Below are 12,662 nucleotides of genomic sequence, written 5' to 3' on the forward strand. Positions count from 1 at the left end.
CTGGGTGGGATTATAAAAGCAATTACTAAGTTTAATTCAATAGATAATAACCTGCGGGATTTGAGGGAAGACTTTAATACTCACGTTAATGCTGAGGGGCATAGCGAAATCTTGAAACAAGTCAAAAGCTTACAGAAAGATTTGACTTCAATTGACAAAAAAATAGACATCCACCTTCAAGATTACGTTAACTACAAAGATGCCACTCTTTTAGCTATTCGTGGGAAGGACGAAAGGATTGATCACAAATGGAGGCGGACGGAGGATTTATTTAAAGAAATCAAACTTGAGATCAAAGAACTGCAACAGTTTCTTCACAAACACCAAGATTTTAAAATCCGCGAGTAATTCACGCTTGGATTCACTTCAGTCATTTTCTGTCCAGTGGACACGATAGACAGTCCACTGGACGGTTAAAAAGCAAGGGGGCGTTTTTGCTTAAATTAGTCAAAATTTTATTGGTGCTTATCCTTGGCAGACAAGGCTTTCAGAGGTTGGCGCAAGAGCAATTTAGTCAAGATTTAGTCAAGGGGTTTTTCCTGAAGGGCTGGAAGTAGTGGGTGACGAGGGATTTGAACCCGCAACCAATAGATTAAGAGTCTACTGCTCTACCGTTGAGCTAGTCACCCATACGAATAATAACCATACCACAACTTCAGACTATTTAGCTAGTGCCGCGCCCAAAAACCAATTAAAGGGAGAATTTGACAGTGAAGGTGGTTTGACCTGCTGCACTCTCTACATAAATTGAGCCGCCTAAATGTCTGACCATTTTCTGCACTAATGCCAATTCCAATCCCGTACCGCTATGTTTCCAAGGATCATGTTTGTCAAGGTGATAGAAAGGCTCAAATATCTGTGACAGTTCATTGCTGGTAAGTTCTATCCCAGAATTGGTAATATTAAGCTCTACTGCATCCCCTATCAGGTGAGCAGAGACTGTGATGGATTCACCCGGTGGCGTGTACTTGCAAGCATGGTTAAGCAGTTCGGTGACAATCCGCTCTAAATCTGTGATATCTGTCTCCAAAAGCGGCAGATCATGATCAACCTTCAAATTTAACTGCTGTCGCTGGCAGTTAGTGAGATCCCGAAAAGACTCGATAATGGGGTGAAGCCAGCTTTGTAAGTCAATGGCAATCAAAGTTGGGGGATCGGGTTCAGCTTCGAGATATGTGAGTGTGAGTAGGTCATTAATTAATTTGCTTTCTCGCCCACACTCTTTATGTAAAATCTGCAAGAGTTGGGGAACTATTTCTATCTCTGATATTTCTGCTGGTGTGAGGACACTTTCGAGAGTTTGGGCTGCGAGGCTGATGCTAGTTATTGGTGTCCGCAGTTCTTGAGAGAGAGTTCTGAGAAATTGGTTTTTTAGCCGATCGCGTTTTTCTAGTTCTTTTACCTGTGCCTGGGTTTGTTTGTAAAGCTGGGCTTGACGAATCGCGATCGCACATTCATTTGCTACCTGCTGCACTAGTTCAATTTCAAATTCATCAAAAGCCTCTTGTGATGGTCTTGTCAACCAAATATTTCCCAAAATCCCTTGAGTATCGAAAATTGGACAAGCCATCTGGGACATAACCAACAACTTTGGTTGCCATCCCGGCATCATTTCTAAAAATTGCAATGGTTGTTTTTGTAACAGTGGCTGATAAACTTCCAGACGGTCTGCAATCTGTCTGGTCAGTCCTTGACACTGAGGTAGGTTAATGCTGTACTCGTAGGTAATAGTAACCAGAGTTTCACAGGTGCTATAGAGTTCGATTTGGCAACGGTCAAGGTTCAGTAACTCTGCTAACTCCTGGGTAACAGTCTGCAACACCTGAGTTTCATCCAGACTGTCGCGAATTTGTTCTGTCATGCGTCGCACCAAGGCTTCAAAGTTTCGCACCTGCTGCAACTGATTTTTGTGCTTCTGTTTCTGCAACTCTAACTTGGCTTTGAGATCCTTGATTTGCTGACGAAGTTCAATTGTTGTCTGATGCAGAATTGTCTCTAATTCTACAGATTCGTGAATCTGCCCAGCGATCGCTTCTAGTAGTTGCTCTCGTTCTACCTGGAGTCCCACTGCTTGTTCTGCTTGCTGAACAGGGGTAATATTGCTACTAGTACCAATCAGTCGATAAATCCTAGAGTTAGCATCCCTGAGTGGGGTGAGAGTCGTACTCCACCAAGTGGGGATTCCCTGAAATTGCAAACATTGTTCGTAAGAAATAGTTTTGCCAAATAGCACGCAGTCAGCGTAACGCTGACGCACCTTTGCAGCATCGATGGCAGAGAGAATATCCTCTGGTTTTTTGCCCTGCAGATCATCTGAGCGAATCCCTATCCACCGCTCATGAGTGGGATTAAGTGCTACATATTGAAAATCTCCGTCCTCCAGAACGTCAACTACAAATATTGATGCCTGCACAGAATCGTATATGCTCAGTAGAAACTGCTCGCTACTACTTTTTTCATCTAATTCTATGCCGAAGAGAATCTGAGGTGGTGATAATTTTGTCAACTCTATAGTTGATTCCGTTGGATTTATATTCATGCGAGAGTTTCTCTCTGGTATTAATTACTCTTCTAGGCGCTCTCTTGTTTTTATGCTTTTTAAGATGTTTGCATATATCTAAGTGCAAGCATCAGTATACATCAATGATATTTATTATGATTAATAAATTTTTGTTTAGTATAGGACTTACGTAGGCGTAACCCGCCGCAGGTATGGCAATTTGTGAGCATTCATTCCTGTAAGGATACCAACCAGCAGCCAAGTGATGGCTAATCCGATGACCTCGCCTAAGAATAGCTGCGTTAAGCGGTGCAAGATCATTCCGACAGCAGAACCCACGGGGACAGCAACAGCCCAACTTACCCCACAGACAAATATCCATCGCCACGCCATCGGCTGGGGAATTGCTAACCATTGTGCCAATCCAATGCCCAAGCCGCCAAGTCCACCATAAATCGCCCCAGACAGGATTCTCTGAGGGATAATCTGAGTATTAGGTACAATCCAACCCAGACCACCAATACCGATCGCAGTGATCAGACTCCAACCCAAAAGACTTGACAAAATCCACCTGATACAAAATATAGGTTGTTTGAGAAGACAACCTTGAGGAAGTGCGATGGCAAATCCGCCGATAGCGGCCTCGACTACCCCAATATCGGGCTTTTCACCGACTTCAATTAAGAGCAAACTCAATAAAAAACCGCCAAAAGTAGCTAAAGTCCACAGAAGTGTAAAGCCAAATTTAGTATTTCCAGGCGCGAATGGCATCAAAATTTTTTTGGTTGTAATAGTCTGACAGTTGTAGCATTAAACATTTCAAAAAAACCTTTGCGTCGCTGTTGGGGTGATTCCGGTACGATGTAACCCCACAGACTTTCCCAGTAAAAAAAGGAGATCCCATCAAAATTGCGATCGCGCACTGCTTGAACCTGTTCTTTCACTTGTGCGATTTTCACAGGATTAGCTACCGTTCCCGTTGAGATCCCAATACTTACAGAAATTAGACTTTGAGCTAATTTTACAGCTGGTTGTTCCAGTTGAGCGATAAAAGAGTTTTGATCATTTCGATATACCTGCAAAACTAACTCATTAACTAAACCTTTTTTTACCCAATTTTCCCAATCTTGCAAATAGTATTTGTAGGCAAAAGCTTGAGGATTGGGAGACAAAGATATTTTAACTTTAGGTTTAACCGCTTTGACAGCTTGATAGATTTCTGCCATGAAATCAGTAATTTTGTCTGCTCGCCAACGCATCCATTCTGAGTTAAAAGGGTCAGTAGGGGGACTTTTGCCTTGATGTTCTTGCTGGTAAAGTTCTATAGTGAAGCGATCGTAGCCAAACTGTACAGGCATTCCAAAATGGTCATCAAGCTGAATACCATCCACATCATAATCCCTGACTACTTCTAAAATTAACCCTTGGATAAACTCTTGCACCTGTGGATGTAAGGGATTCAACCAAGCTAGCTTAGTTATTAAAACATTGTTGATTTCTTCCGGTGGGGTATCTTGAATAGAGTTTATACCTTCTTGTCCAATTGTTAACCAGTCGGGATAACGCCTTGCTAATTGTGAATAATGGGGCGTCATGAACCCGTATTCAAACCAAGGGATGACTCTCAAATCTTTATTTTTGGCAAGTGTCACTATTTTTGCTAAAACATCTTGTCCACCGTGCATGAAATTGAGCAAAGGTTGAGTATCCGAGCCTGTAGTCATTTTGGCTACAGCACTCTTATAAAAAGTATGTCCTCGGTTCCAGACTACAGGATAAATTGTATTAAAGTTGAGAGCCGATAATTGATTTATAGCACGGTTAATACCCCAAGGAACAAATAATACACCACTAGCAACATTAGTCAGCCAAACGCCGCGAATTTCTGTAGTTAAAGGGCTTGTTTTTTGGGAATAAACTGGCAGTGAAGAGGGCAAACAAACTGTTAAAGCGACTACTAATCCCAAACACAGCAAGTAAGAAACACAACGGCGAACAACCCGATTCATTTGTAAGCGTGACCTAGTGTGATCGGAATATATATAACTCAATATCCTTGGCTTAAGCCGTAAAAATAAATTTGCGTAGGTTGGGTTGAGGAACGAAACCCAACATTTTCGAGCATTTGTTGGGTTTCACGACCTTCAACCCAACCTACAATTATCCTTAACCCAAGCCTATTGATATATAACTACAAAATAAAGTTATAATCCTCCGGATGATATAAAGAAATGATGATTCAGAATTTAGAAGTCAGAATAGTTTAAATATTCTTAACTCCTGAATTCTGACCAATTATTCCTTGATGGTACAAGCCCCCGGATTTATCCGTGGGCATTAATTGCGAATTGCGAATTGTGTTGACTCCTGACTTCTTTCTTCTTAAAATTTTTCCACACCCTCAAATTGCTTGACAGTCGATGCATTTGCTGCTTCTCCACAAGTTCGTGGTGTGGGGAATATCTTTTCAGGATTAGCTAAACCTTTAGGATTAAAAACTTGTCTTACCCATTGCATAGTTTCTAAATCAACTTGGCTAAACATCTCTGGCATATAACACTTTTTCTCTTCACCGATGCCATGTTCGCCAGAAATACTACCACCAACTTGGACGCAAAGTTTGAGAATTTTTCCACCCATTTCTTCTACTTTTTCTAATGCCCCAGGTATGGAATTATCATAAAGAATTAGCGGATGAAGATTGCCATCACCAGCATGAAATACATTAGCAACACGATAACCATATTGTTCACTTAATGCCTCAATTTCATGTAGAATATAAGGCAACTGAGTCCGGGGAATTACACCGTCTTGTACATAATAATCTGGGCTTAAATGTCCAGCCGCAGCAAAAGCCGCTTTCCGTCCTTTCCATAATTTCAATCTGGTTTCTGGGTCAGTGGCAGAAGTGACATTTCGCGCCCCATTCTTTTTACAAATTTCGATAACTCGCTGCTTATTACCTGTAACTTCAACTTCTAAACCGTCAATTTCTATTAGTAAAATAGCAGTAGCATCGCGGGGATAACAATTAGTTGCGACAACATCTTCAACTGCATTGATGCTGATGTTATCCATCATTTCCATTCCACCAGGAATAATTCCGGCGCTGATAATGTCAGAAACAGTTGCTCCAGCAGCTTCAATGCTAGTAAAATCTGCCAACAGCACACAAATTGATTCTGCACTTTTGAGAATTCGCAAAGTAATTTCTGTGGCAATTCCTAATGTGCCTTCAGAACCAACAAAGACACCTGTTAAATCATAACCAGGCATTTCTGGGATTTGTCCGCCTAAATCGATAATTTCCCCTTCTGGCGTGACAATTTTTAATCCGAAAACGTGGTTAGTAGTAACACCGTATTTGAGACAATGCACCCCACCAGAATTTTCGGCAATGTTACCCCCAATAGAGCAAATAATTTGACTCGAAGGGTCAGGAGCGTAGTAAAATCCAGCACCACTAACCGCTTGTGTTACCCAACTATTAATCACCCCTGGTTGTACAACTGTGCGTTGATTTTCCAAATCAATGCTAAGGATTTGCCGCATTAAGGAAGTGACAATCAAAACAGAGTCTATCACTGGTAAAGCGCCACCAGATAGACCAGTGCCAGAGCCGCGTGCGATGAAGGGGATAGAATATTGATTGCATATCTTCACCACTTGGGCAACTTGTTCTGTAGTTCTGGGTAACACCACCACAGCCGGACGTTGGCGATAGCCAGTTAAACCATCGCATTCATAAGTAATGAGTTCTTCGCGGCGTTGCACTACACCATTTTTACCAAGGACAGCCTCGAATGCTTTGAGAATAGGTTTCCAGTTGCGTTGTTTTTTATCTTGGGTAAGCATAGTTTTTTGTAAATGTTGCAGGCTGGTTAGTATAGCTGTAATTACTATTGTTGCAAGAATAGCAGCCAAGAGTGAGTAAAAAGCGATCGCATTTGATGTAGAGTAAGCGCGATCGCCTGATTTAACTGAAAGTCCCTTACTGTTTTACTATACGCAATCAACTAACCTAGAAATAACGCTCTCAAATACTGGATAAAATCATGGTTCAGCAAGTTCTAATCAATAATGATGATTACTATGTGCCAGATGCCAACCAGCTAATCACTGAAGATGATACACCGGTGGACAATTTTGCTTCGGAAAAACAACAACGCCTCTTGGTTGGCTCTCTTTACAGTTCTCTACAGTCGCAGACTTTTTTAGCAGCAGCCAATGTCGGTATATACCATACAGACGGACAACCCGCAATTGTACCTGATGTTTTTCTCAGCTTAGATGTCCAAGTGCCTGAAAATTGGTGGGAAAAACAAAATCGTTGTTATATGGTTTGGCGTTTTGGCAAACCTCCAGAAGTTGTCCTCGAAATTGTCTCAAATAAAGAAGGTGATGAACTGGGCAAAAAGCTGCAAATTTATGAACATATGCGGGCTAGTTACTACATCGTATATGACCCGAATCAACAATTAGGAGAAAAAGTACTACGCGTTTATGAACTCAGAGGAAGGCGCTACTTTGAAACTTCAGAAAATTGGTTAGAACAAGTTGGTTTAGGCGTAACTTTGTGGGAAGGTAAATTTGAAGATAGACAGGATACTTGGTTACGCTGGTGCTACCAAGATGGTATTGTTTTGCTGACTGGGGATGAACGTGCCCAACAAGCAGAACAACGCGCATCCCAGGCCGAACAACGCGCCCAAATCCTAGCAGAAAGACTGCGTGCTATGGGCGTTGATCCCGAAACTCTCTAGAAGCTGCACGCAAAGACGCAAAATTTTTTACATCTTTGCGTGAGTCAGAAAATATTACTTAAGTAGGTCGGCGCAATTAAAGTTAACTGGCTAAGGCTGTCATTTGTCATTTGTCATTTGTAAGGTTTTTAAGCTTATTTACGTTTCGTAGCATAATTGACTTTTTTCGCACCAACTTACTTACTTGTGCAACTTATAAACTCATTTATACACAGCCAAACCTTCTCTAATAACTCAGGATCATCTGAATCAAACCATTGAATTTGTGGATATGCTCGAAACCAAGTACGTTGTCGCTTGGCAAATTGTCGGGTATGCAAAATTATTAATTCTTTCGCTTCATCTAAGGAAATATCCCCAGCCAAATACTGCTTAATTTCTTGATAGCCCAAAGTATTCAACAAAGACAAATCAGCGCCATATTTTTGACAAAGATACTCCACTTCGGCGACCAAACCATTTGCGATCATTTGCTCAGTACGCTGTTGAATACGATCGCCTAACTTTTCAACATCGCAATCTAAACCAATTTGCAAAATCGGATAATTTGGTGGATTCTCCCCTTGCTGTTGCGAAATGGGATATCCAGTTACGTAAAATACCTCTAATGCTCGTAAAGTCCGCACTGAATCATTGCCATGAATCTTTTGTGCCGCAACTGGATCAACTTGTTGTAAAATTGCGTAGAGTTGCTGTTGTCCGAGAGATTCAAGCTGCGATCGCAATTCAACCTGTGGTGCAACTCTCGGAATTTTCATCCCTTGGACAATAGAACGGATATATAAACCAGTACCACCAACTAGCAACAGTGGTGTAACATTAACAGAAGCAATTAAAGCTTGTGTTTGCTCCTGGTAGTCTGCTACTGTCATCATGTCTGTTGGATCGCAGATATCTATTAAATAGTGCTGCACCAATTTTTGTTCAGCTACAGTTGGTTTCGCCGTCCCAATATCAAACTCACGGTAAACTTGACGAGAATCAGCACTGAGAATTACAGAACCCAATCGCATCACCAAAGCCAAAGCTAAACCAGACTTACCTGTTGCCGTCGCCCCACAAATCACAATTAATTTAGTCATTTGTTATTAGTCATTAGTCATTAGTCATTAGTCATTTGTTATCGGACATAGGGCATTGGCCATTGGTTATTAATTCATCTCCCTCATCCCCCCCATCTCCCTCATCCCCCTCATCCCCCTGCCCCCTGCCCCCTGCCCCTCTTCCCCGGTAGTGCAACCCTAGTATAAACTTCTCTTGAAAATGCCCTACAGACGCCAGCAAGGCTTTTGTGTTACAATTTTGGAGTGTTTTTACTTTTATTTGCCTTTAGGCGAGTTGAACCCCACGCATCAGGAGAGTTTACATGACGAGCAGTTACAGTGCCGATCAGATTCAAGTTCTGGAAGGTCTGGAAGCCGTCCGCAAACGACCAGGAATGTACATTGGTACCACCGGGCCGCGAGGACTCCACCATCTAGTTTACGAGGTGGTGGACAATTCAATCGATGAGGCTTTGGCGGGTCATTGCACTCATATAGAGGTGGATATCAACGCTGATGGTTCCGTGACTGTAACAGATGATGGTCGCGGTATTCCCGTTGATACTCACTCGCGCACCGGAAAATCGGCTTTGGAAACCGTGATGACGGTACTCCATGCTGGTGGTAAGTTTGGCGGCGGTGGCTACAAGGTTTCTGGAGGATTGCACGGGGTTGGTATTTCTGTTGTTAATGCCCTATCTGAGGTTGTAGAAGTTACAGTTTGGCGAGATAAAAAGGTTCACCTCCAACGTTATGAACGCGGTATCCCAGTTACTGAACTGCAAACAAAGCCTTACAAAGAAGATAGAACTGGAACTTCTGTCACTTTTAAGCCAGATACCCAAATCTTTACAATTAGCATTGAGTTTGATTACATCACTTTATCAGGTCGCCTACGGGAATTGGCGTATCTGAATGCTGGTGTCAAAATTACCTTTACTGACCACCGTCTAGAACTACTAAAAAGCGATACACCGAAAGTAGAATCTTACAATTACAAGGGTGGCATTAAAGAATATATCGCTTACATGAACCGCGAGAAGCAGCCACTGCATGAAGAAATTATCTATGTCCAGGGGGAACGCAACAACGTACAAGTGGAAGTTTCTTTACAATGGTGTACGGATGCTTACACGGATAATGTTCTAGGTTTTGCCAACAATATTCGCACGGTGGATGGTGGTACGCACTTAGAAGGGTTGAAGGCGGTTTTGACTCGGACATTAAATGCGATCGCCCGCAAACGAAATAAAATTAAAGAAAATGAACCAAACCTCAGTGGCGAACACGTCCGCGAAGGTCTGACTGCGGTAATTTCCGTTAAAGTCCCAGATCCAGAATTTGAAGGACAAACCAAAACCAAACTCGGTAACACCGAAGTGCGGGGAATTGTTGATTCTTTGGTGGGAGAAGTCCTCACCGAGTACCTAGAATTTCACCCTGCGATCGCCGACTCCATTTTAGATAAAGCCATCCAAGCTTTTAAAGCCGCAGAAGCAGCCCGTCATGCGCGGGAATTAGTTCGGCGCAAATCTGTACTGGAATCTTCACCATTACCTGGTAAATTGGCAGATTGTAGTTCTCGTGATCCCAGCGAGTCTGAGATATTCATCGTCGAAGGGGACTCAGCCGGCGGGAGTGCGAAACAAGGACGCGATCGCCGCACTCAAGCGATCTTGCCTTTACGTGGTAAAATCCTCAACATTGAAAAAACCGATGATGCCAAAATTTATAAAAATAACGAAGTTCAAGCGTTAATTACAGCCCTCGGCTTAGGTGTCAAAGGTGATGAATTCGATTCCACTCAACTGCGCTATCACCGCATAGTGATCATGACCGATGCTGACGTAGATGGGGCGCACATTCGGACTTTGTTGTTAACATTTTTCTATCGATATCAACGATCGCTCATCGAACAAGGCTTTATTTATATTGCTTGTCCCCCACTGTATAAAGTAGAACGGGGACGTAATCATGAGTACTGCTATAGCGATCGCGAAAAAAATCAAGCGATCGCCAAATTTCCTGCTAACGCCAACTATACCATCCAACGCTTCAAAGGTTTGGGTGAAATGATGCCACAACAACTCTGGGACACCACCATGAACCCAGACAGCCGTAAAATGAAGCAAGTCGAAATTGAGGATGCCGCCGAAGCCGATCGCATCTTCACAATTTTAATGGGCGATCGGGTCGCACCCAGACGAGAATTCATCGAAACCTATGGTTCTAAGCTCAACTTCACCGATCTAGATATCTAATATCAATGCGTTAACACTACTCCAATAATTCGTGACATTGGTAATGAGTGATATATTTTCACCCATTACCTTTTTTATAGTTAGTGGATGCTGACCACCCAATAGTGTTCGGTTAAGAATATTCGTAGGTTGGGAAGCCACAGCGCCCTTGCGGGTTAAGAGACTTGTTCGCTTTTAGCGTTCCCGCAGGGTAGCACGTGGCGTTTGAGGAACGAAACCCAACATTTTCTTTCTCTTTGTTGGGTAAGGCTTACGCTCAACCCAACCTACACATTTTTATTTTTAGTCTTAACCGAACCCTATTAGCCCACCACCTAGAAACACATTTGTTATGCTTTAATAAAATAACTAAATATCATCTATCAAACAGCAATTAAGTAAGTCGGCAAGAATAAACCAAACTATGTTACGAAACGTAAATACACCTTAAACCCTTACAAATGACGAAGGACAAATGACAAATGACAGCCTTAGCCAGTTAGCTTTATTTGCGTCGCTCTACTTACAGTTATTTTTATATTTTTAGGTAAATAGACCACAGGGTAGGGAACAATGCTCATTGGTGTCAACTTAAGTCAGAAAGGTCATTCCACAGTCATTTTACCCCACACGCCAAATGCTTCACTTGGGGAAACCCCAGTTAAGGCACTGGATCCTCTTAATCCCCTCCCCGTCCACGGGGAGGGGAAGTTTTGGCTTTAGACGAAACTGGGGTGGGGTGACGCGGATAGTGATGTCAGCTAGTGGAGTTAATATCCCTTGATTACAGGGCTTTCACGTTAAGTTGACACCAATGACCAATGCTGTGCCCTTACGACAAATATGGTTCAAATACATGATTTCTGCTGTAAATAAGTATCTTGAGGATTTCTCATAATTAAGATGACAAAAATTTACGCAAATAAAAGTATTTAATTTTACAATTTATTTACGCAAAAAACCTTTGTCACCAAATCATTAGGCAACCTTTTGGGTTCTCTTTATTCGAGATAATGCCTACTGAAAGCAGACACCATCTGGCAGAAAACTTGTTAATATCTTCATGTACTGCCGTAGCGATCGCGATTCTGCCGTATGTATCTAATGTACTTTTGTCTAAGATAAAACCATATTGGCGAGTTCGCAGGACAAATTGTTTTCAAATTGATTAAAATATCTTTGTATACAATAAGAAGAGTTTGTCAAGTTTCATAGGGCTGAAATCGCCACAGTGCGCTAACGTGTGAATAAGACCAAATTAGTTAAACCTAAATTGATCTGCTGTCAGGTCGATCTTCCACCGCCTCAACTCCTCAGTTAAGGTAATTAGTACGCAGAAGGTTAACTAGTTGAAAGCAACCACACTACCCTTGTTGTATTTACCCAAAGTCAAAACCCGCTTTAATCTAAGGAATGCGTAATTTATGAAGGAAATGTAAAAATGGGTAGATTAAGACGAATCCTCTGAGTTAACATATAATGCACTCTTCGTACGTAATTAATGTTGTGTAAAATACATGAAGTTCGGCAAAAGCAAGCGTACTTACTTTGTAATGTAATAACAACGTCACTGCAATTCCGAAAAGTGGAAAAAAAATTTCAGGCTATAACTGCCGTTTTTAATGTCTTTTTGGTAATAGTGGCTAGCGATTGTTGTGAAAATTCATGATTAATACACAAAAAGAGTGCAATTTCTGTGAAACAGGCTACAATCGGAAGAGTCTTTATAGGGAAATCTACCAACAGTCTGAATTATTTTGTAGAGAGTGGTAGATTTTTAAATCAAGGCAAGTATTTTTTTTGACTAGTTAGTTGAAAGCAGTATGTGATAGCAACACATATAACATTTACTAAAGTTAGCAAGTCACCTTTAGTAATTGCTTAAACTAAAGTAAAAAGCCCTCCCACCGGAGGTGTGAAACGTCCGAAAATATCTCTGGCAAATCTGCCAAAAAGCTTATTTTCGGTTGGCAATTGGCTCGTTAAAAGAGCAGTAAGTCCATTAATTGCTCAACTAAAGAGTGATTGGAATGGCTATGTGCGTAAAGGTGTAGTTTGGGCTTTAGGAAACTGTCGCGATCGCCGTTCTTTAGCACCCCTAGCAGATGCCTTAAGA

The 12,662-nt window shown here is 41.8% G+C and carries 8 protein-coding genes, 1 tRNA gene and 1 pseudogene; 4 read left to right on the forward strand and 6 right to left on the reverse strand.

The annotated features are described in order from the left end of the window. Positions 1-348: hypothetical protein (locus tag LC605_RS26620; protein ID WP_229550501.1), on the forward strand; the 348-nt coding region annotated here is incomplete at its 5' end. A 209-nt stretch (positions 349-557) separates the two neighbouring features. Here the strand turns inward: LC605_RS26620 and LC605_RS26625 are convergent. The 5 genes from LC605_RS26625 to glcD form a co-directional block, all read right to left on the reverse strand. Next, a tRNA-Lys gene (locus tag LC605_RS26625) sits at positions 558-629 on the reverse strand. A gap of 62 nt (positions 630-691) precedes the next feature. Further along, positions 692-2,539, reverse strand: coding sequence for a PAS domain-containing sensor histidine kinase (locus LC605_RS26630; protein WP_229550502.1), 1,848 nt, complete (start codon positions 2,537-2,539; stop codon positions 692-694). Between the two features lie 147 nt (positions 2,540-2,686). After that, complete coding sequence (locus LC605_RS26635) at positions 2,687-3,271, reverse strand: hypothetical protein (RefSeq protein WP_229550503.1); 585 nt, start codon at positions 3,269-3,271, stop codon at positions 2,687-2,689. Next, positions 3,271-4,509 (reverse strand): glycoside hydrolase family 10 protein, encoded by a 1,239-nt coding sequence (locus LC605_RS26640; RefSeq protein ID WP_229550504.1) that lies wholly within the window; start codon positions 4,507-4,509, stop codon positions 3,271-3,273. The genes LC605_RS26635 and LC605_RS26640 overlap by 1 nt, the downstream gene beginning before the upstream one ends. Before the next feature lie 373 nt (positions 4,510-4,882). Further along, a complete protein-coding gene (glcD, locus tag LC605_RS26645) occupies positions 4,883-6,355 on the reverse strand; it encodes a glycolate oxidase subunit GlcD (RefSeq protein ID WP_229550505.1) in 1,473 nt (490 codons plus the stop codon). 200 nt (positions 6,356-6,555) lie between these two features. On the opposite strand from glcD, the gene LC605_RS26650 reads away from it, so the two are divergent. After that, positions 6,556-7,263: a Uma2 family endonuclease gene (locus tag LC605_RS26650; RefSeq protein ID WP_229550506.1), complete on the forward strand. Its 708-nt coding sequence runs from the start codon at positions 6,556-6,558 to the stop codon at positions 7,261-7,263. A gap of 176 nt (positions 7,264-7,439) precedes the next feature. Here LC605_RS26650 and miaA read toward each other — a convergent pair whose 3' ends face one another. After that, complete coding sequence (gene miaA / locus LC605_RS26655; RefSeq protein ID WP_229550507.1) at positions 7,440-8,345, reverse strand: tRNA (adenosine(37)-N6)-dimethylallyltransferase MiaA; 906 nt, start codon at positions 8,343-8,345, stop codon at positions 7,440-7,442. A 284-nt stretch (positions 8,346-8,629) separates the two neighbouring features. Between miaA and gyrB the strand changes: the two genes are divergently transcribed. Together gyrB and LC605_RS26665 are read left to right on the forward strand one after the other, a co-directional pair. Continuing rightward, complete coding sequence (gene gyrB, locus LC605_RS26660; protein WP_229550508.1) at positions 8,630-10,567, forward strand: DNA topoisomerase (ATP-hydrolyzing) subunit B; 1,938 nt, start codon at positions 8,630-8,632, stop codon at positions 10,565-10,567. A gap of 1,969 nt (positions 10,568-12,536) precedes the next feature. Beyond that, positions 12,537-12,662 (forward strand): annotated as a pseudogene (locus tag LC605_RS26665) (HEAT repeat domain-containing protein); the annotation flags it as partial.

Origin of the sequence: Nostoc sp. CHAB 5836, from assembly GCF_020829445.1 — a bacterium.
GTDB lineage: Bacteria > Cyanobacteriota > Cyanobacteriia > Cyanobacteriales > Nostocaceae > Nostoc.

What these genes read in the sequence shown, in the direction of transcription:
- LC605_RS26630 (WP_229550502.1), bottom strand. Translation starts at nt 2,539, where the DNA reads ATGAATATAAATCCAACGGAATCAACTATAGAGTTGACAAAATTATCA.
- LC605_RS26635 (WP_229550503.1), bottom strand. Translation starts at nt 3,271, where the DNA reads ATGCCATTCGCGCCTGGAAATACTAAATTTGGCTTTACACTTCTGTGG.
- LC605_RS26640 (WP_229550504.1), bottom strand. Translation starts at nt 4,509, where the DNA reads ATGAATCGGGTTGTTCGCCGTTGTGTTTCTTACTTGCTGTGTTTGGGA.
- glcD (WP_229550505.1), bottom strand. Translation starts at nt 6,355, where the DNA reads ATGCTTACCCAAGATAAAAAACAACGCAACTGGAAACCTATTCTCAAA.
- LC605_RS26650 (WP_229550506.1), top strand. Translation starts at nt 6,556, where the DNA reads ATGGTTCAGCAAGTTCTAATCAATAATGATGATTACTATGTGCCAGAT.
- miaA (WP_229550507.1), bottom strand. Translation starts at nt 8,345, where the DNA reads ATGACTAAATTAATTGTGATTTGTGGGGCGACGGCAACAGGTAAGTCT.
- gyrB (WP_229550508.1), top strand. Translation starts at nt 8,630, where the DNA reads ATGACGAGCAGTTACAGTGCCGATCAGATTCAAGTTCTGGAAGGTCTG.